Here is a 25649-nt window from a genome sequence, read left to right as displayed (position 1 = left end):
GCGCGGTTCGCAAACGAAACTGGAATCAGTCTACTGGGGGCATGGATAAATATGGAAATTTCGGTCCTCTGCGGGATCCGGTTGTGATGGATCCCTCGTTGGCCGTTTGCGAGGCCGGTTTCAATGGCTTTGGAACCGGCCTCGCGATCGGCCACTCCCCCACACGGGCGGGGTCACGGCCAAGTGTTGGTGCCTGAGGCGATTACTCGCCGCGGGACTTCTGAATGATCTCGTCGGCCACGGCCTTCGGAACTTCAGCATAGGTCGAGAAGGTCATCGAGTACACCGCACGACCCTGGGTCTTCGAGCGCAGGTCACCGATGTAGCCGAACATCTCGGACAGCGGCACTGCGGCACGGATGACCTTGACGCCCGAGGCATCGGACATTTCCTGGATCGAGCCACGGCGGGAGTTCAGGTCGCCGATGACGTCGCCCATGTACTCTTCCGGGGTACGGACTTCGACGGCCATCACTGGTTCGAGCAGGATCGGGTTGGCGCGGCGTGCACCTTCCTTGAAGACCTGCGAACCGGCGATCTTGAACGCCATTTCCGAGGAGTCAACGTCGTGGTAGGCACCGTCGATCAGGGTGGCCTTCACGCCGACCATCGGGTAGCCGGCCAGGATGCCGAACTGCATGGCGTCCTGGATACCTGCGTCCACCGACGGGATGTACTCGCGCGGAACGCGGCCACCGGTGATGGCGTTCTTGAATTCGTAGCTGACGCCCTCAACGACCTCAAGCGGCTCGAAGGAGACCTGCACCTTCGCGAACTGGCCGGAACCACCGGTCTGCTTCTTGTGGGTGAAGTCGACCTTCTCCACAGCCTTCTTGATGGTTTCGCGGTAGGCCACCTGCGGCTTGCCGACGTTGGCTTCCACGCGGAATTCGCGCTTCATGCGGTCCACCAGGATGTCCAGGTGCAGCTCGCCCATGCCGCCGATTTCGGTCTGGCCGGTTTCCTCGTTCAGGGAAACGGTGAAGGTCGGGTCTTCCGCCGACAGCTTCTGGATAGCGGTCGACAGCTTCTCCTGGTCACCCTTGGTCTTGGGCTCGATGGCCACGAAGATCACCGGATCCGGGAAGGTCATCGATTCCAGAACGATCGGGTTGGCCGGATCGCACAGGGTGTCACCGGTGGTGGTGTCCTTCAGGCCGATCACCGCGTAGATGTGACCCGCGTGGATCTCATCAACCGGGTTCTCCTTGTTGGCGTGCATCTGGAACAGCTTGCCGATGCGCTCGCGCTTCTGCTTGGTGGAGTTCAGCAGCTGGGCGCCGGAGGCGACCTTGCCCGAGTACACGCGGATGAAGTTCAGCTGACCGAAGAACGGGTGGGCAGCGATCTTGAACGCCAGCGCGGAGAACGGTGCGTCCTCGCTCGGCTCGCGGGTCAGTTCGATGCTCTCGTCCTTGGGGTCGTGGCCAACCATGGCCTCGACGTCCAGCGGGGAAGGCAGGTAGTCGATGACCGCGTCGATCATCGGCTGCACGCCACGGTTCTTGAAGGCCGAGCCACAGAAGACCGGGTAGGCTTCGCCCTTGACGGTCAGGGCGCGGATACCGGCCTTGATCTCTTCATTGCTCAGCTCTTCGCCTTCGAGGTACTTCTCCATGAGTTCCTCGGAGGCCTCGGCGACGTCCTCAACCAGCTTGTTGCGGTATTCCTCGGCACGCTCCTGCAGATCGGCAGGGATTTCCTGGATCTCGTAGTTGGCGCCCATGGTGACGTCACCCTTGGAGTCGCCTTCCCAGACGAATGCCTTCATGGTCAGCAGGTCAACGACGCCGACGAAGTCGGACTCGGAGCCAATCGGCAGCTGCATGACCAGCGGCTTGGCACCCAGGCGGTTGACGATGGTGTCCACGGTGAAGTAGAAGTCAGCGCCCAGCTTGTCCATCTTGTTGACGAAGCAGATACGCGGGACGTTGTACTTGTCGGCCTGGCGCCACACAGTCTCGGACTGCGGCTCCACGCCTTCCTTGCCGTCAAAGACGGCAACTGCGCCGTCGAGCACGCGCAGCGAACGTTCCACCTCAACGGTGAAGTCAACGTGGCCGGGGGTGTCGATGATGTTGATCTGGTTGTTGTTCCAGAAGCAAGTCACGGCCGCGGAGGTAATGGTGATACCGCGTTCCTTTTCCTGCTCCATCCAGTCGGTGGTGGCACCACCGTCGTGGGTCTCACCGAGCTTGTGGTTCACACCCGTGTAGAACAGGATGCGCTCAGTGGTGGTGGTCTTACCGGCATCGATGTGTGCCATGATACCGATATTGCGGACCTTGTTCAGGTCAGTAAGCACGTCCTGTGCCACGTTGTCTCCCTAAGAGCTGAGGCTTGGCATGGCCGGCGGCGGGTTCCCGCCGCCGGCGACGCCAGGCGATTCTTACCAGCGGTAGTGTGCGAAGGCCTTGTTGGACTCGGCCATCTTGTGAGTGTCTTCGCGACGCTTCACAGCGGCACCCAGACCGTTCGAGGCATCCAGAATCTCGTTCTGCAGGCGCTCGATCATGGTCTTCTCGCGACGAGCCTTGGAGTAGCCAACTAGCCAGCGCAGGGCCAGCGCGGTGGCGCGGCCCGGCTTGACCTCGACCGGCACCTGGTAGGTTGCGCCACCCACACGGCGGGAGCGAACCTCAAGGGCCGGACGGATGTTGTCCATGGCCTTCTTCAAGGTCGAAACGGCATCGGCGCCCGACTTGGCGGCGGCACCTTCCAGTGCACCGTAGACGATGCGCTCGGCGGTGGACTTCTTGCCACCGACCAGCACCTTGTTGATCAGCTGGGTGACCAACGGCGAGTCGTATACCGGATCAGAAACCAGTGGGCGCTTCGGCGCCGGACCCTTACGCGGCATTACTTACCATCCTTCTTTGCGCCGTAGCGGGAACGAGCCTGCTTACGATCCTTAACGCCCTGGGTATCCAGTGCACCACGAACAATCTTGTAGCGAACGCCCGGCAGGTCCTTCACACGACCACCGCGCACCAGCACGATGGAGTGTTCCTGCAGGTTGTGTCCGACACCCGGGATGTAGGCGGTCACTTCGACGCCGCCGGACAGGCGCACACGGGCAACCTTACGCAGAGCGGAGTTCGGCTTCTTAGGGGTGGTGGTGTACACACGGGTGCACACGCCACGACGCATGGGGTTGCCGCGCAGGGCAGGGGCCTTGCCCTTGTTTACCTGCGGCTGGCGGCCCTTACGGACCAGCTGCTGAATAGTAGGCACTTTCGTGTCCTTCCAATTTTCTAAAATTCTTCGGCGCCGCCGATCCATCGGATGACGGGTACTGCTGCGCTATCTGCTCGTTCCATCGCGCACTCAGCGAAAAGTCTCTAGGCGTGCGAAAGTGTGGCATTCGTTGCGCAACCTACCCGCAACCCGGACCGCGTCCATTTTGCCACACATAAAACAATTGTTACGAGTCTAGCATTAATCCTGCCAGCCCCGAAAATCCAGGATTCAAAGCCCACATGACCATTTGATTGCCAGTTCGCAAACCCTTGTCCTGCAGGCGTTGAGCCCCGGAGTGTCTCACCTACTATTTTCGCATGTGCCCCACCGCCCAGCAATGGGATGTGCCTCACTATCATTCGGGCTATCCGCGTGCCGGCTGTTGCGCCGGGGCGATCCATCCCCGGCCATACCCTGCGGCGAGCGGACTACCCTCGACTGATTTACTGACAGAGGCCGAACACGCCAACAAGAACGATGAGCGGCATACCGACCGAGGGGCCTGGCTCAATATTGTTGCCGCGGGAGGACACCCAATGTTCGGCTGGGCAAGCTTCCGAAGAAGCGAGGCGTGCTCGCGGAGGCGCGCGAGCACCGTGCCGCCTACCATGCCGCGTCGCCAGCTGGCATCCGCGACGTGCGGGGTTGAATCGTCCAGCGGGCGGCAGTGTGCGGCCGTCCGTAACCTCGGAAGGCAGCGCCACGCACATCTGCACTCCGCTCCCCTGGCTTCCCAAGGCCGCCTGTTGCGCACCCAAGAGTTGTAATAGCACCGGGTGTAAATACTACTAGTCGTGCTTTTCTGTCCCGCTGATTATCGACAGTGGAGATCCCTCTACTGCCTGGGATCATGGCGTAGGCCGCTCGCTCACCGTCGGCTTCGCGCAACCCAGCCTCTCGCCTGCCTGCGCCGCGTCTGGGGCTAAGCTGACGTTACCTGGCAAAACCTAGAAGCACGGATGTCGCTCCTCGACCCGCTCACGGAGTTCGTGCCGATACACGCTAGCGTTGTTGTCATTTTCCGAAGGTGACTGCACACAAGCCATCGAGATTCCAGGCCTGCGCAGCCGACCATGGACATGAAAATTTCCGAAGGTGACTGCACAGGGCTGGACTTTGCGCAATAGTCCAATGTACTCACCTGCGCAGAAAAAAATTGAGCGACCCTACTTAATGGGTTCATTGCTCGCCTGAGAGCGCGGTACACGGTCGATCTAGCCACCGAGAACAGTTCTCCAAGTTCTGTCGTTGTCTGATTCCCAGCGCGATGCAGCGCTACTAGAGGTGCCTCTTGCTTGCTGGAAAGTCTGGGCGGCTTGCCGCGTAGTCTGCCTTTTGTCCTTGCAACAGCCATGCCCTCACGCGTGCGTGCCCGGATCAGATCTGCCTCAAACTCGGCAACCATAGCCAGGACGTTGAACAGGAGCTTACCTACAAGGTCGATGGGGTCGTGGACTGATCCGCCGATGCTGAGCTTCACCTCGCGGCCGGTGAGTTCATCAACGATGTCTATCGCGTCGCGCAAGGATCGCGCCATCCGGTCAAGCTTCATCACCACCAACGTATCCCCAGCACGGCAAGCGGCCATCGCCTCGCTGAGCCCGGACCGCGCCCTATTCGTGCCAGTGCGGCCTTGATCAGTGAAGTTCTTCTCAGGAGTCACGCCCGAGGCCATAAGCGCGTTCTTTAGGGCGGTGAGGTCTTGGTCGTTAGTGGATACGCGCGCGTACCCGATAAGGAGTCCGGTCATGATTGGGAGCGTCCCGTTTAGGGTGCCTCTACCGGGCATTTTCTCGGTCGGGTCATACGGGAGTCGGGCGGACCCGGAAACCTGCCAGTGTTGCCAGGACCCGAAGTTGTCCGCACTTGTACCAGTGAACGACCGGCTTGCGGGACGGCATGGGAGCATTGTGGAATGCTAATCTTTGACCTTCGTCCGCTACCAGCCGGACAAGTGGAATTGCATGATGCACGACGGAAACGCCGCTGGACCGTCGATCTAGAACCTTTCGAGATCGGGGCCACTTCCGTCACCACCGCGCAGTACGCGCAACTGATGGGTACCAGCGAAACAGGCTCCCAGGAACCCGTGGTGGATATCAACTGGTTAGAAGCCATCCTGTTTTGCAACGCAGCGTCAATGAATGAAGGACTTGCCCCTGCATACATCATCGAAGCCGGTGAGGTGACTTGGCAGACCAACGCCTCTGGGTACCGCTTGCCCACGGAAGCCGAATGGGAATACGCCTGCCGCGCCGGCACAACGGGGCCACAATACGGCCCCCTCGATGCCATTGGGTGGACAGCAAATGACAAGGTAGAGAAACCGCAAGAAGTTGGTCAAAAACTACCCAATGCCTTCGGACTCCACGACACCCTTGGAAACGTATGGGAATGGTGTTGGGATCTACTCGATCCGGCCCGCTACGGAGAATACCGGATCTTCCGCGGGGGAGGTTTCGCTGATAAGTCGTGGAGCGTGCGGGCTTCGACGCGTCGGGGTGGTGCGCCCGGGATGAGCCACCCGGACCTTGGTCTGCGCGTGGCACGGGGTGTCTTCGATGACGCACAGGCAGCGCAAGGCTGGTCAGCCGATGCTGATTCTGAACGGGGAAAGATCACTGGCATGCTGCCATCGGGATGGACGCCCCGGCGATACTGAGACTGACCAAAGCAGGCCAGCCCATGTACACGGCGGCGGGTATCCCACAGAAGGTTCCCCTTGCGGACGGATCAGCCTAGTGCCGAGGACTGCGGACAAAAGTTCTGAGGAATTCGGAAACTGACAGTTGTCGTACTACGGTCCCCTCCCCTGCCCGCCTCACTCCGGCAACGCGCTCGCTCTACGCACGGGTCACCGATCCGAGGGTTGCCGGGTCCTGTTCACGGCTGAGCCACAGAGTTTGGTGTTCACCGCTGGGCAAAGTCCTTAACGGGCGAAGCCCGTCCCCACCGCAAAAGAGCGGTGGGGACGGGCTTCGCCATCTGGAGCCGACGGGGCTGCTTCCGGTTTAGCGGAAGTCCTGCCCGGTGTCGTAGTCATCCATCGAGATGGCCTGGAACTCGGGCGAGAGCCCGCCGTCCAGTCCGTCGTCGTACAGGCCCGAGGAGAAGGCCGAGGTGCCGGTGAACAACGTGGCCTTGGCCTCGTCGGTCGGCTCCACGGTGACCTGGGTGTAGCGGTCCAGGCCGGTACCGGCCGGGATCAGCTTACCGATGATCACGTTCTCCTTCAGACCCAGCAGCGGATCTTCCTTGCCCTCCATGGCGGCCTGGGTCAGTACGCGGGTGGTCTCCTGGAAGGAGGCCGCGGACAGCCACGAGTCGGTCGCCAGCGAGGCCTTGGTGATGCCCATCATCTCGTCACGGCCGGCTGCCGGACGCTTGCCCTCGGCCACGGCCTTGCGGTTCGCGGCGGTGAAGCGGGCACGGTCGGCCAGCACACCCGGCAGCAGGTCGGTCTCACCGGACTCAATGACGGTGATGCGACGCAGCATCTGGCGCACGATGACTTCCACGTGCTTGTCGTGGATGCCCACACCCTGGGACTGGTACACGTCCTGGACCTCGCGGACCAGGAACTTCTGGGCCTCACGCGGGCCGAGGACGCGAAGAACCTGCTTCGGGTCCAGGGTACCGCTGGTCAGCTGGGTACCGGCCTGCACGTGCTGACCTTCCTCAACCTCCAGGCGCGCACGGCGCAGGATCGGGTAGGCCTGCTTCTCATCCCCGTTGTCGGGGGTGATGATCACGCGCAGCTGCTTCTCGTCGTCCTCGATCGACACGCGACCGGTGACTTCGGCCATCGGAGCCACACCCTTGGGGGTACGGGCTTCGAAGAGCTCCTGGATACGGGGCAGACCCTGGGTGATGTCATCAGCCGAGGCCACACCACCGGTGTGGAAGGTACGCATGGTCAGCTGGGTACCGGGTTCACCGATGGACTGTGCGGCGATGATGCCCACGGCCTCGCCGATGTCCACGGTCTTGCCGGTGGCCAGCGAACGGCCGTAGCAGTGTGCACAGGTTCCCACGGCCGAGTCACAGGTCAGCACGGAGCGTACGCGGATTTCATCCACGCCCGCGTCGTACAGCTTCTGGATCAGCACGTCGCCCACGTCCGAGCCGGCTTCGGCCAGCACGTTGCCCTCGGCGTCCTTGACGTCGGTGGCCAGCGTGCGGGTATACGCCGAGTTCTCCACGGTGTCGTGCAGCTTGCGGAAGCCGGCGATGTCCTCGGCGATCGGCACGGTCAGGCCGCGACGGGTGCCGCAGTCCTCCTCGCGCACGATGACGTCCTGAGACACGTCCACCAGACGACGGGTGAGGTAACCGGAGTTCGCGGTCTTCAGCGCGGTATCCGCCAGGCCCTTACGGGCACCGTGGGTCGCGATGAAGTACTCCAGCACCGACAGGCCCTCACGGTAGGAGGACTTGATCGGGCGAGGAATAATTTCACCCTTCGGGTTGGACACCAGGCCGCGGATACCGGCAATCTGGCGCAGTTGCAGCCAGTTACCACGGGCCTTGGAGGTCACCATGCGGTTAATGGTGTTCAGTTCCTCCATGCCCTCCTTCATCGCGTCGGCGACCTCGTCGGTGGCCTTGGTCCAGATGTCAATCAGGTCCTGGCGACGTTCGGTGTCGGCGATCAGGCCCTTGTCGTAGGAGGCCTGCACCTTGCGGGCACGCTCCTCGTACGGGGCCAGGATGGCGGTCTTGTCCATGTTCGAGGTGATGTCCGAGATCGCCACGGTCACACCCGAACGGGTTGCCCAGTGGAAACCGGCGTCCTTCAGGTTGTCCAGCGTCTCGGCGGCAATCACCTTCGGGTAGCGCTCGGCCAGGTCGTTGACGATCTCCGAAAGCGCGTCCTTGCCCGCCACCTTGGCAACCCACGGGTAGTCGGCCGGCAGGGTGTCGTTGAACAGCACCTGGCCCAGCGAGGAGTCGATCAGCGCCGGGGTGCCCTCTTCCCAGCCTTCCGGAGCAGGCTGCTCGGCGGACGGGACGAAGTTCTCCACGCGGATCTTGATCGGGGCGTTCAGGTGCAGGTCCCCACGGTCCATGGCCATGATGGCCTCGGCGACCGAGGTGAACACGCGCCCGGCACCCTTCTCCTGCTCACGCTTGGTGGTCAGGTGGTGCAGGCCGATGATCATATCCTGCGACGGCAGGGCGACCGGACGACCGTCCGACGGCTTGAGGATGTTGTGCGAGGAGAGCATCAGGATGCGCGCCTCGGCCTGGGCCTCGGGGCTCAGCGGCAGGTGCACTGCCATCTGGTCGCCGTCGAAGTCCGCGTTGAACGCGGCACACACCAGCGGGTGCAGCTGCAGGGCCTTGCCTTCGACCAGCTGGGGTTCGAAGGCCTGGATGCCCAGGCGGTGCAGGGTGGGTGCACGGTTGAGCAGCACCGGGTGTTCGGTGATGATCTCTTCGAGCACGTCCCACACCTGCGGGCGGTAGCGCTCCACCATCCGCTTGGCGCTCTTGATGTTTTGCGCGTGGTTCAGGTCAACCAGGCGCTTCATCACGAACGGCTTGAACAGCTCCAGGGCCATCTGCTTGGGCAGACCGCACTGGTGCAGCTTCAGCTGCGGGCCGACCACGATGACCGAACGGCCCGAGTAGTCAACACGCTTACCCAGCAGGTTCTGGCGGAAGCGGCCCTGCTTGCCCTTGAGCATGTCGGACAGGGACTTCAGCGGGCGGTTGCCCGGGCCGGTGACCGGGCGGCCACGGCGTCCGTTGTCGAACAGCGAGTCGACCGCTTCCTGCAGCATGCGCTTTTCGTTGTTCACGATGATCTCGGGGGCACCGAGATCCAGCAGGCGCTTGAGGCGGTTGTTGCGGTTGATCACACGACGGTACAGGTCGTTCAGGTCCGAGGTGGCGAAGCGGCCACCGTCGAGCTGAACCATCGGGCGCAGTTCCGGCGGGATCACCGGAACGGCGTCCAGGACCATGCCCTCGGGCGAGTTGTCCGTGGTGAGGAACGCGTTGATGACGTTCAGGCGCTTCAGGGCACGGGTCTTCTTCTGGCCCTTGCCGTTGTCGATGATCTGCTTGAGGTTCTCGGCCTCGCCCTTCAGGTCGAAGGTGGCCAGGCGCTTCTGGATTGCCTCGGCACCCATCGAGCCCTCGAAGTACAGGCCGTACTTCTCGCGCATGATGCGGTACAGGCCCTCGTCACCTTCCAGGTCGGCGACCTTCAGGCCCTTGAAGCGCTCCCAGACGGCGCGCAGGCGCTCGGCCTCGGCCTTGGAACGCTTCTCGATCTGCTGAACGGTCTTCTCCGCGTTGGTGCGGGCCTTGTTCAGCTCGGCACCCTTGGCCCCGCCGGCCTCCAGGCGCTCCAGCTCGGCTTCCAGGTCCGCCAGCACGGCACGCTTGTCCGCTTCGGCGTTGTTGGCCAGCTGGCGCAGCTCCAGGTCGTGCTGGGCCTGCAGGTTCGGCATCTCGGCGTGGCGACGGTCTTCGTTCACGCTGGTGATCATGTAGGCGGCGAAGTAGATGACCTTCTCCAGGTCCTTCGGCGCCAGATCCAGCAGGTAGCCCAAGCGCGAGGGAACGCCCTTGAAGTACCAGATGTGGGTGACCGGAGCGGCCAGCTCGATGTGGCCCATGCGCTCACGGCGCACGTTGGCGCGGGTCACCTCGACGCCGCAGCGCTCACAGATGATGCCCTTGAAGCGCACGCGCTTGTACTTGCCGCAGTAGCATTCCCAGTCGCGCGAGGGACCGAAGATCTTCTCGCAGAACAGGCCGTCCTTCTCGGGCTTCAGGGTGCGGTAGTTAATGGTTTCCGGCTTCTTGACCTCGCCGTAGCTCCAGGCGCGGATCTGTTCCGCGGTGGCAAGGCCGATGCGCATGAGGCCGAATGAGGAATCGCTGGACATATGGTCCTTATCTCTCTTCTCTGGTGTCTGAAGTCAGTACGTGATGGGTAAGTCGGTCTCACCGACCCGGCGCCGGGCACGCGGTGCGCGCCGCGGCGGCAGGCTGGTGGTTCCTAGACTTCCTCGACGGAGCTGGGCTCGGACCGCGAAAGGTCGATGCCCAGTTCTTCAGCGGCACGGAACGATTCCTCGTCCGATTCGCGCATCTCGATGGTGTTGCCGTCGGTACCCAGTACCTCGACGTTCAGGCACAGCGATTGCATTTCCTTGATGAGCACCTTGAACGATTCCGGAACGCCTGGCTCCGGGATGTTCTCGCCCTTGACGATCGCCTCGTAGACCTTCACGCGACCGTGAATGTCATCGGACTTGATGGTCAACAGTTCCTGCAGGGTGTAAGCCGCACCGTAGGCCTCCAGGGCCCACACTTCCATTTCACCGAAGCGCTGGCCACCGAACTGGGCCTTACCGCCCAGCGGCTGCTGGGTGATCATGGAGTACGGGCCGGTGGAACGGGCGTGAATCTTGTCGTCCACCAGGTGGTGCAGCTTCAGGATGTACATGTAGCCCACGGAGATCGGATCCGGGAACGGTTCGCCGGAGCGGCCGTCGAACAGGCGGGCCTTGCCGGTGTTCTTCACCAGCTGCTGGCCGTCGCTGGTCGGGTTCACCGAATCCAGGATGCCGCGGATCTCCTCCTCGGAGGCACCGTCGAACACCGGGGTGGCCACGGTGGTCGAACCGGTCTGGCGCGGCAGGTTCGGCAGGTCCTTGACCCACTCCGGCTCGTTCTCGATGGTCCAGCCCTGCTTGGCGGCCCAGCCCAGGTGGATTTCCATGACCTGGCCGACGTTCATACGCCCGGGCACACCCAGCGGGTTCAGCACGACGTCCACCGGGGTGCCGTCCTCCAGGAACGGCATGTCCTCGATCGGCAGGATCTTGGAGATGACGCCCTTGTTGCCGTGACGCCCGGCGAGCTTGTCACCGTTGGTGATCTTGCGCTTCTGGGCCACGTAGACGCGCACCAGCTGGTTCACGCCCGGGGAAAGGTCGTCGTCGTTGTCGCGATCGAAGATGCGCACGCCGATCACGGTGCCGGACTCGCCGTGCGGCACCTTCAGCGAGGTGTCACGCACTTCGCGGGACTTCTCACCGAAGATCGCGCGCAGCAGGCGCTCCTCGGGGGTCAGCTCGGTTTCACCCTTCGGGGTCACGCGACCCACCAGGATGTCCCCGGCCTCGACCTCGGCGCCGATGTAGACGATGCCGCGGTCATCGAGCTGGGAGAGGATGTCCTCGGACACGTTCGGGATGTCGCGGGTGATTTCCTCGGCGCCCAGCTTGGTGTCGCGGGCGTCAACCTCGTGCTCCTCGATGTGGATCGAGGTCAGCACATCGTCGGAGACCATGCGCTGGGACAGGATGATGGCGTCCTCGAAGTTGTGGCCTTCCCAGGACATGAAGGCGACCAGCAGGTTCTTGCCCAGGGCCAGCTCACCGGCGTCGGTCGAGGGACCGTCGGCGATGATCGACTGGTACTCCACGCGCTCGCCTTCGGAGACGCGCACGCGCTGGTTGTAGGCGTTGCCCTGGTTGGAGCGGGCGAACTTCATGATCGGGTACATCGACTCGGTGCCGTCGTCGTTCATCACCACGACCAGGTCGGCCGAGACCTCGGTGACCACACCGGGCTTCTGCGCGACCACGGAGTCACCGGCGTCCACCGCGGCGTATTTCTCCATGCCGGTACCCACCAGCGGGGACTCGGAGGCCAGCAGCGGCACGGCCTGGCGCTGCATGTTGGCGCCCATCAGCGCGCGGTTGGCGTCGTCGTGCTCCAGGAACGGGATCAGGGCGGTGGCCACCGACACCATCTGGCGCGGGGAAACGTCCATGAAGGTCACTTCGCCCGGCTCAACGAGCACCGGCTCGCCGCCGCCGCCCTTTTCACGCACCAGCACGGTGTCCTCGGCAAAGTGACCGTCCTCGGTCAGCGGTGCGTTGGCCTGGGCGATGAAGTGCTGCAGCTCGTCATCGGCGGTGAGGTACTCGACCTGGTTGGTCACCACACCGTCCACGACCTTGCGGTACGGGGTCTCGATGAAACCGAAGGCGTTGATGCGCCCGTAGGTTGCCAGCGAGCCGATCAGGCCGATGTTCGGGCCTTCCGGGGTTTCAATCGGGCACATGCGTCCGTAGTGCGAGGGGTGCACGTCTCGCACTTCCATGCCTGCGCGGTCACGCGACAGACCGCCCGGGCCCAGTGCCGAGAGGCGGCGCTTGTGGGTCAGGCCGGCCAGCGGGTTGTTCTGGTCCATGAACTGGGAGAGCTGCGAGGTTCCGAAGAACTCCTTGATCGCGGCCACCACCGGGCGGATGTTGATCAGGGTCTGCGGGGTGATCGCCTCCACGTCCTGGGTGGTCATGCGCTCACGCACCACGCGCTCCATGCGCGACAGGCCGGTGCGGACCTGGTTCTCGATCAGTTCGCCGACCGCGCGGATACGGCGGTTGCCGAAGTGGTCGATGTCATCCACGGCGACCGGGACCTGAACGATCTCGCCCTCGCGGGTGCCTTCGATGGTGCGCTCACCGGCGTGCAGGGCAACCAGGAAGCGGATCATGGCGACGATGTCGTCGATGCTCAGCACCAGGGCGCTTTCGGCGTTGACCGGGGTCTCCACGCCGAGCTTGCGGTTCAGCTTGTAGCGGCCGACCTTGGCCAGGTCGTAGCGCTTGGGCTCGAAGTACATGTTGCGCAGCAGGGCCTGGGCGGCTTCCACCGTCGGCGGCTCGCCCGGACGCAGCTTGCGGTAGATGTCCAGCAGGGCCTCGTTCTGGTCCTTGATGCTGTCCTTCTCCAGGGTGGCGCGCACCGAGTCGTACTGGCCGAATTCGGCCAGGATCTTCTCTTCGCTCCAGCCCAGGGCCTTGAGCAGCACGGTGACCGACTGCTTGCGCTTGCGGTCCAGGCGCACGCCGATCTGGTCGCGCTTGTCGATTTCCAGCTCGAACCAGGCACCGCGCGACGGGATGATGCGTGCGGAGTAGATGGTCTTGTCACTGGTCTTGTCCGGGGCGGACTCGAAGTAGGCGCCCGGGGAACGCACCAGCTGGGAGACGACCACGCGCTCGGTACCGTTGATGATGAAGGTACCCTTGTCGGTCATCAGCGGGAAGTCGCCCATGAAGACGGTCTGCTGCTTGATTTCGCCGGTTTCATTGTTCATGAACTCGGCCTTGACGTACAGCGGGGCGGCGTAGGTGGCGTCACGGTCCTTGCACTCGGCGATCGAGTACTTCGGGTCGGCGAATTCCGGCTCCGAGAAGCTCAGGGACATGGTCTCCTGGAAGTCTTCAATCGGGGAGATCTCCTCAAAGATCTCGGCCAGTCCGCTGACGTCCGGCACACTGTTGTCACCGACGGACACGGCGGCGGCCAGGCGCTCCTGCCACCGCTCATTACCGATGAGCCGGTCAAAGCTCTCGGTCTGCAGTGCCAGCAGGTTCGGCACTTCAAGGGGTTCGTGAATCTTTGCAAAAGAAAGTCGGCCAGCGTACGCAGCGTCGCGAGCCGAACTAGCGGTTTGGTTGTTAGAGGTGCTCGAGGCGACCAAGATGGATCCTTCCACAGACCGTCAGGTTTCCGAAGCGTCCCGTTGTGCTAAGGTTCCTGCCAGTGGCTGGTACCCTCGTTACATACGAACCCACCGCTATATGAAGGTCGCATGCGCATACAGTCGGGGCGCAAATTTCCACTGTACCCCATGCGCGCAAGCTTGTCGATAGCAATTTTCCATTTTCGTGTTATAGTTCTGCGCCCGCTTCGCCCCCGGTGAGCCCCCGGCCCGGATGAAGCGTTTCGGTTCCTAGTCAGCGCCCACACCGCCGGCGTTCTCGCGTCCCACACCCCGCAACGCCATCCGTTTTCCTGTGGTGAAGTGCACATGGATTAGTCTTGTAGTGACAGAACATCACCCCAGTTTTCTGGTTGCTTTTCGAATGGAAGTGGTTGCCGTGTCCTCACCCCAAGATGCCGTGATCGTCGGCGGAGCCCGCACCCCCTTTACCCGTTTCAAGGGGGCCCTGGCCTCCCAGACCGCGGTCGACTTGGGGGCGGCGGCCATCGCCGGCGCCCTGGACAACGCCGGGGTCTCCCCCGAGCAGGTCCAGTCGGTCATCATGGGTCAGGTCGTCCAGGCCGGGTGTGGCCAGAACCCCGCCCGCCAGTCCGCCATCCGGGCGGGCATCGGCTGGGACACCCCGACGGTGACCATCAACAAGGTGTGCCTCTCCGGGCTGGCCGCGGTCACCGACGCGGCGCGCATGATCCGCCTGGGCGAGGCCCAGGTGGTCATCGCCGGCGGGCAGGAATCAATGTCCAACACCCCGCACCTGCTGCCCAAGTCCCGTTTCGGGTGGACCTACGGGGACATCACCGCGGTGGACTCGGTCGCCCATGACGGCTTGACCGACGCCTTTGATGGCAAGTCCATGGGACTGAGCACCGAGGAGAAGAACACCGAGCTGGGGATCGAACGCGGACCGCAGGACGAGGTGGCGGCCTCCAGCCACCAGCGGGCGGCCGCCGCGCAGGGCAACGGGGTCTTTGACGAGGAGATCGTGGCGATCTCCGTGCCCCAGCGCAAGGGCGAGCCGGTGATCGTGGACAGCGACGAGGGCGTGCGCCCCGAGACCACCGCCGAGACCCTCTCCGGGCTGCGTCCGGCCTTTGACCGCGATGGGACAATCACCGCCGGCAACTCCTCCCCGCTCTCCGACGGGGCCGCGGCCCTGGTGGTCACCTCGCGCGACTACGCCGAGCAGCACGGGCTGAAAATCCTGGCGGTCATAGGCGCCCCCGGCCAGGTGGCCGGACCGGACAACTCGTTGCATTCCCAGCCCTCGCGCGCCATCCAGGACGCCCTGGCCAAGGAGTCCCTGCAGGTCAAGGACCTGGACTTCATTGAAATCAATGAGGCGTTCGGCGCCGTGGCCTGCCAGTCCCTGGCCGACCTGGACTACCCGCTGGAGAAGACGAACATCCACGGCGGAGCCATCGCCCTGGGCCATCCCATTGGCGCCTCCGGGGCCCGCCTGGCGTTGACCGCGGCACTGGAGCTGTCGCGCCGGGACTCGGGGACCGCCGCGGTGAGCCTGTGCGGCGGCGGTGGGCAGGGCGAGGCCCTGCTGCTGCACCACGCCTAACCTGCCCTCCCCCGGGCAGCCTTCCCCGTCACGGAAAGCGAGTGCGCTGTTGACCGAATCCCCTGAAGCCCCGAATGAGGCGCTCACCCGCATCAGCCTGGATGCGAGCCGGCGGAACATCCCCATTGAGATTGTTCCGCGGGCCGCGGCCTCCTCGCTGCGTGAGGCGGCCGCGATTCTGGGCATCGCCGAGCACCGGCTGCTCAAGACCCTGGTGCTCAAGCGCAGCAACGGTACGTACCTCTTCGCGCTGATCCCCGGCGGCAGGAGCCTGAGCTGGCCCAAACTGCGCTCGGTGTTGGGGGTCAACAAGCTCTCGCTGGCCCACGGGGACACGGCGTTCGAGGTGACCGGCTATCGTCCCGGGACGATCACGCCCTTTGGCGCGTTGACCCCGTTGCCGCTGTTCATTGACGCCACGGTATTCCAGGGCGAGCAGCAGGCCATGGTGGCCCTGGGCAGCGGGGACCGGCTGCACGCCGTGCTGGTGGCGGCCCAGGATCTGGTCAGTGGATTTGACGCGACAGTGGCAGATATTTCCGTTCCGGAATGACCGGGCTCGGCTTGCGCGCGGCGAGGCTGCGCACCCACTGCACCGCCTGGGTGGCCCGCAGGGTGAATTCGTTGCGCAGCCACAGGCCTGCCGGCTTCTCCACGTACCGGGCCACAACATAGGCCAGCGCCAGCATCAGCGCGACGGTTCCGACCAGCAGCACGTATTTGTTGAGGACCGCGCTCAGGTGCGCGATGATCCACCAGCCCCACAGCTCGTGGAACAGGTACAGCGGGTAGGTGAGCATTCCGGCGGTCACCATCCAGCGGGCGTGGATCCTCTGCAGCGGGGTCAGCGTGCAGGCCAGCAATAGGGCAATGCACAGCAGCACCAGCAGTGAGAAGTGCCAGGCGGGGATCTGCACCCCCGATAGATAGGCCGAATCCTGTGCTCCCTTCAGGCCCGTGAAGTAGCAGGCGAGCAGGGTGTTGAAACCGACCAGCAGCCAGCGCGCCGGGGTTTGCCGGTCCCGGTACATCAGGTAGACCACCATGCCCAGGCTGAACAGCGGGGCATACTGCCCCATTACCCATTCCTGGGCCTTGTCCGCCTCGGCCAGGTGCAGAGCCACGCCCAGCAGCGGCCAGGCGAAGCTCAACGCCAGGATGGCCCGGTTCTTGGCCAGTCCGAAGGCCAGCAGCACGGCCAGGATCGCGTAGAAGCGCAGTTCAACCCAGAGCGTCCAGTACACCCCGTCCAGGTCCCTGACGCCCATTCCGCTTTGTGCCATGGTCAGGTTGGGAACAATATCGCCTTCGGTGCGTCCGTCCTTCAGCTCGGGCCAGAGCCGGAAGGTGAGCAGGGCGGCGGCGATGACGGCCAGCCAGTACGCCGGGTAGAGTCGGCCCAGGCGGGAGGCCAGGAATTGGATCAATCCCTTGCCCTGGATGGACATCAGGATCACGAAGCCGGAGATCAGGAAGAACAGTTGGACGCCGATACTGCCGTAGATGGTGAATTTGCCCAGCACCGGCCAGGCGTCGACGGCTTCGGCGCCCCAATAGCCGTGTCCCCACGCGGTGTAGTGGTAAAGCACGACCACCAGCGCGGCAGCGATACGAAGGGCGTCCAGCAGACCGAGCCGCGGGGCCGGTCGTATTGCGTTGGGCTGTTCATTCTTCGGCACATTAAACACCGTAAGCGACGAATATGAATAGCTCCTGTTAATAGAATCGTTATAGTCCGATAACGATTTTTTCCCGTTTAACGGCCCGGGGCCCCGTGGACGATTGCTCGTCCGCGGGGCCCCGGGGAGTAAGGCTGCGAGTGACCGCTGAAGCTTACTTGAGGGTGACGGTAGCGCCAGCGCCTTCCAGTGCTTCCTTGGCCTTCTCGGCGGCGTCCTTGTCGGCGCCTTCCAGGATCGGCTTCGGAGCGCCGTCAACGAGCTCCTTGGCTTCCTTCAGACCCAGCGAGGTCAGAGCGCGAACTTCCTTGATGACTGCGATCTTCTTGTCGCCAGCCGACTCCAGGATCACGTCGAACTCGGTCTTCTCTTCAGCAGCAGCTTCGCCAGCGCCGCCGGCCGGACCGGCAACGGCAACAGCAGCGGCGGTGACCTCGAAGGTCTCCTCGAACTGCTTCACGAACTCGGACAGTTCGATGATGGTCATTTCCTTGAATGCGTCGAGCAGCTCGTCGGTGGTGAGCTTCGCCATGGTGGCGTCCTTTCGGTTATGGATCCCAGATCTGGGAACCGTAATGATTTGGGGTTACGTTGCGAGAGAATCGCGTCAGCTTAGGCTTCTGCCGGAGCTTCCTCGGCAGCTTCGCCACCGTTCTCTTCGAGCTTGATACGCAGTGCGTCCACGATGCGTGCAGCGGCCGAGGCCGGGGCCTGCAGAACGCCTGCAACGCGGGCGAGCTGGTGTTCGCGGGACTCCAGTGCAGCCAAAGCGGCAATGCCAGCTTCATCCAGGGCGGAGCCCTCGAAGAAACCGGACTTGATGATCAGCTGCTGGTTGCTCTTGGCGAACTCCGTGAGGCTCTTGGCGGCGGCAACTGCATCGCCCTTAATGAAGGCGATAGCGGTTGGACCGGTCAGCTGGCCTTCGAACGCGTCGATGCCAGCTTCCTTTGCTGCGATTTCAGTCAAGGTGTTCTTCACAACCGCGTACTTGGTCTCCTGACCAAGCGAACGGCGCAGTTCCTTGAGCTGTGCAACGGTAAGCCCACGGTATTCGGTCAGGACAGCCGCGCTGGATTCCTTGAACTCGGCAGCGATCGACTGGATCGCGGCGTTCTTGGTCTGCGTTGCCATAACACTCCTTCCGGGGTTCAGTTCGGTACCGTTTCATAACCGGCGGAGCGCATAAAAAACGCCCCGCGCAGGAGCACAGGGCAGCTCAACTCACATAAGCAGTTGAGACAATCTATGTAACCTGCGTTGGCAGTCCTTGCGGACACTTCGGAGCGGTTCTCCAGTGGAAAATGCTCAACCGACGGTCTTCGGTTCTTCCATCCTAGTTTGTGCGCGCCCCATACTCCAAATTCCGGAGGTCGTCTTGGCCTATGATCTGAACCACGGCCGGGCCCAGCCCTACTCCCCCGCCAGCGGCCCACGTGTGGCAGTTTGCAAGACTTCACGGTCTCACCTGGACGATCCTCGGTCGGCGCTGCGGCCGGCCTGCGCTTCGCCGCGTCCGGCTCAACTGGCGGTTAAAAGGACAAGGCCCATTGCCAGCACTTGGGGGACGCTGACAACAGGCTCTTGTCGACACGAAGCTTGGGGAAACTTCGGTGTCCAGTGATTGCATAGTCTTGGGGGTCCCATGCAATCACCGCCGATTCACATCGGTGTCTTCACAGTATCACCACCAACCCGTCTACATGCAACTCGGGGTTCAGGTCATCTCACGAGCCGATCATGCTGTCCCAGCAAGCACTTTTCCTCCCTTTGAACCAACAGTTTGCATTAATTTGGCGAACCTGGAAATAGCAAACCGACGTTCATTTCAGGGCATAAAGCCCGAGATTCTGCGGCAAAACGCCCCGGCGAGAGCGTGGAGCGCAATCCAACTCACAGGAGACTTCCAAGAACTCCCAGAAAACCTCAAGGTCGGTATGTCCGCTGGAGCCAGCCCGCGGGCTCCGAAGGGCAGCTGGTCGAGTCCGGAATTTCGCCCAGAGCCAACTCCCCTGCGTGATAATTCTTCCAAAAGCTCATGTCGCAGCCGGATGGCAAGGAACTGGAGCGCGTGCCCAGGACCCCGGCCCTGTGTTCCTGCCGCTGCCGGCTTGGCTCAGGGACGGCAAAAGCCTCGGCCCCGAACCGCCACCATCAGGTGGCAGGCCGGGGCCGAGGCTTCAGTGGAACTGGGTGACTAGGCGCTCACGCGGGTCACGTTCGGGTCCAGGGCGATGCCCGGGCCGAAGGTGGTGGCGATGGTGGCCTTGGAGATGTAGCGGCCCTTGGAAGCCGAAGGCTTCAGGCGCAGGATCTCTTCCAGAGCGGCTGCGTAGTTCTCGGTCAGCTGCTTGGCATCGAAGGATGCCTTGCCGATGATGAAGTGCAGGTTCGAGTGCTTGTCGACGCGGAAGTCGATCTTGCCGCCCTTGATGTCGGTGACAGCCTTGGCCACGTCCATGGTCACGGTGCCGGTCTTCGGGTTCGGCATCAGGTTACGCGGGCCCAGGATCTTACCCAGGCGGCCAACCTTGCCCATCAGGTCCGGGGTTGCCACGGCGGCGTCGAAGTCGGTCCAGCCACCCTGGATCTTTTCGATCAGGTCGTCGGAGCCGACGAAGTCGGCGCCGGCGGCGCGGGCAGCTTCTGCCTTGTCGCCGTTGGCGAAGACAACCACGCGGGCGGTCTTACCGGTGCCGTGCGGCAGGTTCACGGTGCCGCGAACCATCTGGTCGGCCTTGCGAGGGTCAACGCCCAGGCGGAAGGCGACCTCAACGGTCGAGTTGGTCTTCTCGCCGGCGATCTCCTTGGCCAGGGCGATAGCCTCGGCTGGCTCGTAGAACTTGTCAGCCTGAATCTTGGCCGCGGCGGCCAAGTATGCTTTGCTGCGCTTTGCCATCTGCGTTTTCTCCTTATGCAGTCGTGGTCTTGAGGACCGCGCTCGGTCCTGCCACTGGCGGGGCCTGCCAGGCAGGTCCCCTGTTGAAATGTTGGTGGTTGCAGCCGTTGCGGGCTGCAGGGTGAGGGTCTTAGCCCTCGACGGTGATGCCCATGGAGCGGGCGGTGCCGGCGATGATCTTCGAAGCGGCTTCCAGATCGTTCGCGTTCAGGTCAGCCATCTTGGTGTTGGCGATTTCCTCAACCTGGGCCTGGGTCAGCTTCGCAACCTTGGTGGTGTGCGGGGTGGCCGAACCCTTGCCAACGCCTGCAGCCTTCTTGATCAGCTCGGCAGCCGGCGGGGTCTTGGTGATGAAGGTGAACGAACGGTCTTCGTACACGGTGATTTCAACCGGAACAACGTTACCGCGCTGCGACTCGGTGGCAGCGTTGTAAGCCTTGCAGAATTCCATGATGTTGACGCCGTGCTGACCAAGGGCAGGACCGATCGGAGGAGCCGGGTTAGCGGCGCCTGCCTGGATCTGCAGCTTGATAAGTCCGGTGACCTTTTTCTTTGGGGCCATGTCGGGTCCTTCTACTCTTGCGTTTCCCGCGGCACAGGAGCGTGACACGGGCTGATGGCCGCCGTGGCGCGGCGGCCGAACGTGCCCGGCTCACGCAAAGCAAACGTGAGGGGCACGAAGACTCAATACTACTGGATCTTGGTGACCTGGTTGAAGTTCAGGGTCACCGGGGTCTCGCGCTCGAAGATCGAGACCAGCACCACCAGCTGCGCGGCCTCCAGCTTGATCTCGGAGATCGTGGCCGGCATGGTTTCGAACGGTCCGTCGTTGACGATCACCGACTCGCCAACCTCGAAATCGACCTTGACCTCGGTGATCGGTGCGCGGCCCGGCTTCGAGGCGGAGGGCTGCTCGGTCGGATCCACCACGGTGTGCTCCAGCATGGAGAACACTTCATCCAGGGTCAGCGGATTCGGGTCGTGGGCGTTGCCCACGAAGCCGGTCACGCCCGGGGTGTGTCGAACAACACCCCATGAGGCGTCGGTCAGTTCCATGCGAACCAGCACGTAGCCGGGGATGCGCACACGGCGCACGATCTTGCGCTGGGTGTTCTTGACCTCGACGACCTCTTCCATCGGGACCTGGATCTCATAGATGAAGTCATCCATGTCCTGGGTCTGGATGCGGGTCTCCAGGTTCAGCTTCACGCGGTTCTCATAACCGGCGTAGGTGTGGATCACGAACCAGTCGCCGGGCTGGCGGCGCAGCTTGGCGCGGAACTCTTCCTTCAGCGCCTCAACGCTGACGGCTTGCTCGTCCTCTTCGGCAACGGCTTCGGCCACTGCCTCGCTGGCGTCCTCGTCGGCCTCGGCAACCAGGGCCGGGTCATCGGCGGTGTCCGCGGCGATGTCATCGAGCTGTACGGGCTGGGAGGCTTCGTCGAGGGTTTCCTCTTCGTCCAGGGCGCCCTCGGCGTCCACGGTGCCTTCAACATCCACGGTGCCGTCGGTGTCGGAAGTGCCGTCGGCGAAAATGACATCTTCGGCATTGCCGGTCTGCTCGTCATTGGTCGCGACGAACTCGGCTTCTACCTCGTTGTTATTCTGCGGTTCGAGTTCCTGGTCGGACACTGCAGCTCCTGCTTTCTTCTACTGATGTACACCTGGGGCCCTGACGCGCCGCATGGCGGCTCGCGCAGGAAATTCTACTGCTCTGGCCTGTTTGTGAACAGGAGGGTGGACCCTGCCCCGAAGACAAAGTCCAGGGCCGTCACGATGAGCATCACGATGACAACGAAGGCGATGACAACCAGGGTGTAGTTAATCAATTCGCTACGGGTCGGAGTCACGACTTTTTTCAGTTCCGAGATGACCTGCCGGATGAACAGGGCGATGCGGCCGAAAAATCCGCGACGGGATTTCTTGTCATTTCCCGGATGGGAGACAGCTGATTCGCTCACCGTGTTCCTCGTTTCAATAAAATAGGCCAGTTGAAACAATCACGGTGTGTCGCAGCCTGGCCGACCACAACACACCGTGACGTGAGATTCGCTGTGCGATTTTTTCGTCAATCGCTACTGCGCAGGGCAGACAGGACTCGAACCTGCAACCTGCGGTTTTGGAGACCGCTGCGCTACCAATTGCGCCACTACCCTTCGAGTATTCACTCTGGTGATATCAACTATATCTGAACGTGTCAGAGCAGCTGATCACCACCGGCGCCTTCGCACCGAGAAATAACTCTACGCAATGATCAGATGATTGTCGAACTGACAGGGAGCAGTGTGCCCTACACCGCATTCGGGGCGTCCTGGTGGGCCACCCGGCGCGTCATCTTGCCCGGCCGAGCATGAATCCAGCCCTGCCTTGGCCTTAAGCTAGAGGTACGTACTCATCTTCTCAGACGTCAGGATGCCCCCAGATATGTCTAGAATCTCCCGCCGCATTGGCGCCATCTCCGAATCCGCAACCCTGGCGGTGGACGCCAAGGCCAAGGCGCTGAAGGCCGCCGGCCGTCCGGTGATCGGGTTTGGTGCCGGCGAGCCGGATTTCCCGACCCCCGACTACATTGTCCAGGCCGCCGTGCAGGCCGCCCAGGACCCGCGCAACCACCGCTACTCCCCGGCCGCTGGCCTGCCGGAGCTGCGTGAGGCAGTGGCGGAAAAGACGCTGCGCGATTCGGGCTACAAGGTCGAACCGAATCAGGTGCTGATCACCAATGGTGGCAAGCAGGCGGTCTACAACACGTTCGCCACCCTGCTGGATCCGGGCGATGAGGTCATCATCCCCGCCCCCTACTGGACGACCTACCCGGAGGCGGTGCGCCTGCACGGCGGGGTTCCGGTGTCCGTGTTCGCCGGCCCGGAACAGGGCTACAAGGTCACCGTGGAGCAGCTGGAGTCGGTTCTGAGCGAACGCAGCAAGGTGCTGCTTTTCGTCTCCCCGTCGAACCCGACCGGCGCCGTCTACTCCCCCGCCGAGGTCGCTGAGATTGGCCGCTGGGCGGCCAGCAAGGGCTTGTGGGTGGTCACCGACGAGATTTATGAGCACCTGACCTATGGGCAGGCCGAGTTCTCCTCGATTGCCACGCTGGTGCCGGAGCTGGCCGACAAGGTCGTGGTGCTGAACGGCGTCGCCAAGACCTACGCCATGACCGGCTGGCGGGTGGGCTGGATGATCGGCCCCAGTGATGTCATCAAGGCCGCCACGAACCTGCAGTCCCACGCCACCTCCAACGTGGCCAACGTGTCCCAGCGCGCCGCCCTGGCCGCGGTGGCCGGGCCGCTGGATGCGGTGAACGAGATGAAAACCGCGTTCAACCGCCGCCGGTTGGCGATCGTCGAGGGGCTGAACGCCATTGACGGGCTCTCCTGCCCCACCCCGGAGGGCGCCTTCTACGCCTACTCGGATGTGCGCGGCCTGCTGGGACGCGAGATCCGCGGGAAGGTGAGCACCACCAGCGCCGAACTGGCCGCGCTGATCCTGGAGGAGGCCGAGGTTGCGGTGGTGCCCGGTGAGGCCTTTGGCCCTTCCGGCTTCATCCGCATGTCCTATGCCCTGGGCGACGCGGACCTGGCCGAGGGTGTCGCCCGGATGGCCGCCCTGCTGGGCGAAGCCAAGTAGCACTGGCGCCCTGAGCGGCACCGAATACGCATCACGGCTGTGGCCGGAACCTGGGTTCAGGTTCCGGCCACAGCCGTTCCGGGCTTTCGGGCACCGGTCACAGGATCTTGCGGTCCACCGCCCACCGGGTCAGTTCATGGCGGTTGGACAGCTGCAGCTTGCGCAGCACGTTGGAGACATGGGACTCAACGGTCTTGACCGAGATGAACAGCTCCTTGGCCACTTCCTTATAGCTGTAGCCGCGGGCGATCAGCCGCATCACCTGCAGTTCCCGATCCGAGAGCAGGTCCAGTTCGGTGTCGATTTGCTCGGGCTGGCTGCTGCCGAAGGCGTCCAGCACGAACCCGGCCAGCCGGGGTGAGAAGACCGCGTCCCCGCCAGCCACCCGCCGCACTGCATCGGAAATCTCGGGACCGGAAATGCTCTTGGTGACATAGCCGCGCGCCCCGCTGCGGATCACCGTGACCACGTCATGGGCCGCATCCGACACGCTCAACGCCAAGAAGCGGGTCTGCGCCAGCAGGTGGGCGCACCCGCGCAGCACCTCGGCTCCCCCGCCCCCGCGTCCGCCGGGCAGGTGCACGTCCAGCAGCACCACGTCCGGGCGCAGTGCGGTGATCTGCTCGATGGCTTGTTCCACGGTGCCGGCCTCCCCAACCACCTTCAGGTCGGGATCCAGGTCGCTTTTCAGTCCCGAACGAAAGATGGCGTGGTCATCGACCAGCAGCACCCGGATCGGTGCCTCGGGTTCCTGGGTGCCTGCGGGCACTGGGTCAGTCATGGTGGTTTGCCTTTCCTGCCGTGGTGCGCGGCATCTTCAACTGTATTTCGGTTCCGTGCTCGCCGCTGCGGATCTTCGCCTCGCCGCCGGCCCGCTCCATCCGGCCCAGGATCGATTCGCGCACGCCCTGCCGGTCCGGGTCAATGTCCTGTGGGTCAAAGCCGTCCCCGCGGTCGCGGATGAACACCTCCACGGCCTGCTCACCGCATTCGATGAACACCGAGATCAGCCCGGTGGCGTGCTTGGCCGCGTTCATCATGGCCTCCCGGCTGGCCTGCACCAGGGCGTGCTGCCCCTCGAACCCCTGTGCGGAGCCCGCGGAGACCACATCCACCTCGCGCAGCATCAGCTGCTCGATTTGCGCCGCTTCCTGGGAGATCTCGGCCACCACGTCACCCTCGGAGACGTCCTCGTCCCCGTACAGCCACTGGCGCAGTTCACGTTCCTGGCTGCGGGCCAGGGCCCGCACCGCGGCCGGGTCGCCGGCCCGCTTCTGGATCACGGCCAGGGTCTGCAGCACTGAGTCGTGCAGGTGTGCGGCGAATTCGGCGCGCTGTGCCGCGGCCTGTCGGGAACTGCGTTCGGCCAGGTAGTCACGCCACAGCCTGGTGCCGAAGGGCAGCAGCACCACCAGCGCCCCGCCGAAGATCGCCAGCGCCGCCCAGATCCCGCCGATCAGATCCGAGGTGCTCACCGTCCCGTTGACAATCAGCAGCAGCCCGCCAATGACCAGCAGCAGCCCGACCACCAGCCGGCTCAGGGCCCCGGCACGTTCCTTGCGGGTGGCCTGCGGGCCGCCGCGCCCGTCAATCTGCAGCCAGGCCAGCAGCACCCCGGCCACGATCCCAATGCTTGGCCAAAGCAGATCCCAGCGGATGTTCCACCCCAGCCATTGGCCCAGGGCCAGCAGGGCCAGCACCGTGAGCACCACGCCCACAAGCACCTCGCGCATGGACCCCAGCTTCAGGGCGACCTCTCGGGGGTTCAGGCTGCCGGGGGCGTCCAGGCCCAGCTCCTCGGCCAGGCTGCGCCGCCGGGTGCCGGTGCTTCGCTGCTCATCGGCCTGGGACTCCTGGCTGCTGGGGGTGAACACCCACAGCCAGGCGTACAGCACGGCCCCGATGCCGCCGATGGCCGTCAACAGCAAAAACCCCAGGCGCACGTAGCTGACCGGCAGGTTCAGGTGCTCGGCCAGCCCTGCACAGACACCGGCCAGCAGGCGCGATTCGCTTCTGACGATGCGCCGGGGCTGCTCGGGTGTCTCCATGGTTCAAGTCAAGCATGTTCGCAGGGTCTTTCCCCAGACCCACGTG

18 protein-coding genes, 1 tRNA gene and 1 pseudogene are annotated in these 25649 nt (G+C 63.5%); 4 read left to right on the top strand and 16 right to left on the bottom strand.

Annotated features, from left to right (window positions below; all coding sequences use genetic code 11):
* Positions 1–202: 202 nt before the first annotated feature.
* The 4 genes and pseudogenes from fusA to FDN03_RS11490 all read right to left on the bottom strand — a co-directional run.
* Positions 203–2317: an elongation factor G gene (gene fusA / locus FDN03_RS11505; RefSeq protein WP_138177178.1), complete on the bottom strand. Its 2115-nt coding sequence runs from the start codon at positions 2315–2317 to the stop codon at positions 203–205.
* Positions 2318–2389: 72 nt separating this feature from the next.
* Positions 2390–2860 carry a 30S ribosomal protein S7 gene (gene rpsG, locus FDN03_RS11500; RefSeq protein ID WP_054820669.1) on the bottom strand — a complete coding sequence of 157 codons (471 nt, stop codon included), beginning with the start codon at positions 2858–2860 and terminating at the stop codon, positions 2390–2392.
* Positions 2860–3234: a 30S ribosomal protein S12 gene (rpsL, locus tag FDN03_RS11495; protein ID WP_054820670.1), complete on the bottom strand. Its 375-nt coding sequence runs from the start codon at positions 3232–3234 to the stop codon at positions 2860–2862. Before rpsL ends, rpsG begins: the two co-directional genes overlap by 1 nt.
* A 1189-nt stretch (positions 3235–4423) precedes the next feature.
* A pseudogene (locus FDN03_RS11490) lies at positions 4424–4990 on the bottom strand (recombinase family protein); the annotation flags it as partial.
* Positions 4991–5155: 165 nt separating this feature from the next.
* On the opposite strand from FDN03_RS11490, the gene FDN03_RS11485 reads away from it, so the two are divergent.
* Positions 5156–5902, top strand: a complete 747-nt coding sequence (locus FDN03_RS11485) for an SUMF1/EgtB/PvdO family nonheme iron enzyme (RefSeq protein WP_138177173.1) — start codon at positions 5156–5158, stop codon at positions 5900–5902.
* A gap of 349 nt (positions 5903–6251) precedes the next feature.
* Here FDN03_RS11485 and FDN03_RS11480 read toward each other — a convergent pair whose 3' ends face one another.
* Both FDN03_RS11480 and FDN03_RS11475 read right to left on the bottom strand, forming a co-directional pair.
* Positions 6252–10142 (bottom strand): DNA-directed RNA polymerase subunit beta', encoded by a 3891-nt coding sequence (locus tag FDN03_RS11480; RefSeq protein ID WP_138177170.1) that lies wholly within the window; start codon positions 10140–10142, stop codon positions 6252–6254.
* A gap of 113 nt (positions 10143–10255) precedes the next feature.
* Positions 10256–13762 (bottom strand): DNA-directed RNA polymerase subunit beta, encoded by a 3507-nt coding sequence (locus FDN03_RS11475; RefSeq protein WP_138177167.1) that lies wholly within the window; start codon positions 13760–13762, stop codon positions 10256–10258.
* 400 nt (positions 13763–14162) lie between these two features.
* On the opposite strand from FDN03_RS11475, the gene FDN03_RS11470 reads away from it, so the two are divergent.
* Complete coding sequence (locus FDN03_RS11470) at positions 14163–15353, top strand: acetyl-CoA C-acetyltransferase (RefSeq protein ID WP_138177164.1); 1191 nt, start codon at positions 14163–14165, stop codon at positions 15351–15353.
* Between the two features lie 49 nt (positions 15354–15402).
* Entirely contained in the window at positions 15403–15906 is a 504-nt protein-coding gene (locus FDN03_RS11465; protein WP_138177161.1) for a YbaK/EbsC family protein, read from the top strand.
* Here the strand turns inward: FDN03_RS11465 and FDN03_RS11460 are convergent.
* From FDN03_RS11460 to FDN03_RS11425, 8 genes are all read right to left on the bottom strand, one after another.
* Positions 15860–17032 carry an acyltransferase gene (locus FDN03_RS11460; protein WP_138177158.1) on the bottom strand — a complete coding sequence of 391 codons (1173 nt, stop codon included), beginning with the start codon at positions 17030–17032 and terminating at the stop codon, positions 15860–15862. The genes FDN03_RS11465 and FDN03_RS11460 overlap by 47 nt on opposite strands.
* 154 nt (positions 17033–17186) lie before the next feature.
* Positions 17187–17564: a 50S ribosomal protein L7/L12 gene (gene rplL, locus FDN03_RS11455; protein ID WP_138177155.1), complete on the bottom strand. Its 378-nt coding sequence runs from the start codon at positions 17562–17564 to the stop codon at positions 17187–17189.
* An 80-nt stretch (positions 17565–17644) separates the two neighbouring features.
* On the bottom strand, positions 17645–18166 hold the full coding sequence (gene rplJ, locus FDN03_RS11450; RefSeq protein WP_138177152.1) for a 50S ribosomal protein L10: 522 nt from the start codon (positions 18164–18166) through the stop codon (positions 17645–17647).
* A 1063-nt stretch (positions 18167–19229) separates the two neighbouring features.
* Positions 19230–19931, bottom strand: a complete 702-nt coding sequence (rplA, locus tag FDN03_RS11445) for a 50S ribosomal protein L1 (protein WP_138177150.1) — start codon at positions 19929–19931, stop codon at positions 19230–19232.
* A 130-nt stretch (positions 19932–20061) separates the two neighbouring features.
* On the bottom strand, positions 20062–20493 hold the full coding sequence (gene rplK, locus FDN03_RS11440) for a 50S ribosomal protein L11 (RefSeq protein WP_054820895.1): 432 nt from the start codon (positions 20491–20493) through the stop codon (positions 20062–20064).
* Between the two features lie 128 nt (positions 20494–20621).
* On the bottom strand, positions 20622–21395 hold the full coding sequence (gene nusG, locus FDN03_RS11435; RefSeq protein WP_246049882.1) for a transcription termination/antitermination protein NusG: 774 nt from the start codon (positions 21393–21395) through the stop codon (positions 20622–20624).
* 242 nt (positions 21396–21637) lie between these two features.
* Positions 21638–21892: a preprotein translocase subunit SecE gene (gene secE / locus FDN03_RS11430; RefSeq protein ID WP_138177147.1), complete on the bottom strand. Its 255-nt coding sequence runs from the start codon at positions 21890–21892 to the stop codon at positions 21638–21640.
* A 122-nt stretch (positions 21893–22014) separates the two neighbouring features.
* A tRNA-Trp gene (locus FDN03_RS11425) sits at positions 22015–22087 on the bottom strand.
* Between the two features lie 268 nt (positions 22088–22355).
* Here FDN03_RS11425 and FDN03_RS11420 point away from each other — a divergent pair.
* Positions 22356–23555: a pyridoxal phosphate-dependent aminotransferase gene (locus FDN03_RS11420; RefSeq protein WP_138177144.1), complete on the top strand. Its 1200-nt coding sequence runs from the start codon at positions 22356–22358 to the stop codon at positions 23553–23555.
* Positions 23556–23652: 97 nt separating this feature from the next.
* On the opposite strand, the gene FDN03_RS11415 is transcribed toward FDN03_RS11420, so the two are convergent.
* On the bottom strand, positions 23653–24336 hold the full coding sequence (locus tag FDN03_RS11415; RefSeq protein WP_138177141.1) for a response regulator transcription factor: 684 nt from the start codon (positions 24334–24336) through the stop codon (positions 23653–23655).
* Entirely contained in the window at positions 24329–25603 is a 1275-nt protein-coding gene (locus tag FDN03_RS11410; protein WP_138177138.1) for an ATP-binding protein, read from the bottom strand. The genes FDN03_RS11415 and FDN03_RS11410 overlap by 8 nt, the downstream gene beginning before the upstream one ends.
* Positions 25604–25649 lie beyond the last annotated feature (46 nt).

It is taken from the genome of Glutamicibacter sp. V16R2B1 (assembly GCF_005774635.1).
GTDB classification, from domain to species: Bacteria; Actinomycetota; Actinomycetes; order Actinomycetales; family Micrococcaceae; genus Glutamicibacter; species Glutamicibacter creatinolyticus.
Note: the sequence above shows the minus strand (reverse complement) of the source record. Positions and strands in the feature narration are given on the sequence as shown.

Bases quoted from the DNA above. Each gene is read 5' to 3' on its own strand.
- rplJ (WP_138177152.1), bottom strand. From the start codon at position 18,166: ATGGCAACGCAGACCAAGAACGCCGCGATCCAGTCGATCGCTGCCGAG.
- FDN03_RS11415 (WP_138177141.1), bottom strand. From the start codon at position 24,336: ATGACTGACCCAGTGCCCGCAGGCACCCAGGAACCCGAGGCACCGATC.
- rplL (WP_138177155.1), bottom strand. From the start codon at position 17,564: ATGGCGAAGCTCACCACCGACGAGCTGCTCGACGCATTCAAGGAAATG.
- rplA (WP_138177150.1), bottom strand. From the start codon at position 19,931: ATGGCAAAGCGCAGCAAAGCATACTTGGCCGCCGCGGCCAAGATTCAG.
- rpsG (WP_054820669.1), bottom strand. From the start codon at position 2,860: ATGCCGCGTAAGGGTCCGGCGCCGAAGCGCCCACTGGTTTCTGATCCG.
- FDN03_RS11485 (WP_138177173.1), top strand. From the start codon at position 5,156: ATGCTAATCTTTGACCTTCGTCCGCTACCAGCCGGACAAGTGGAATTG.
- FDN03_RS11420 (WP_138177144.1), top strand. From the start codon at position 22,356: ATGTCTAGAATCTCCCGCCGCATTGGCGCCATCTCCGAATCCGCAACC.
- rplK (WP_054820895.1), bottom strand. From the start codon at position 20,493: ATGGCCCCAAAGAAAAAGGTCACCGGACTTATCAAGCTGCAGATCCAG.
- FDN03_RS11480 (WP_138177170.1), bottom strand. From the start codon at position 10,142: ATGTCCAGCGATTCCTCATTCGGCCTCATGCGCATCGGCCTTGCCACC.
- FDN03_RS11410 (WP_138177138.1), bottom strand. From the start codon at position 25,603: ATGGAGACACCCGAGCAGCCCCGGCGCATCGTCAGAAGCGAATCGCGC.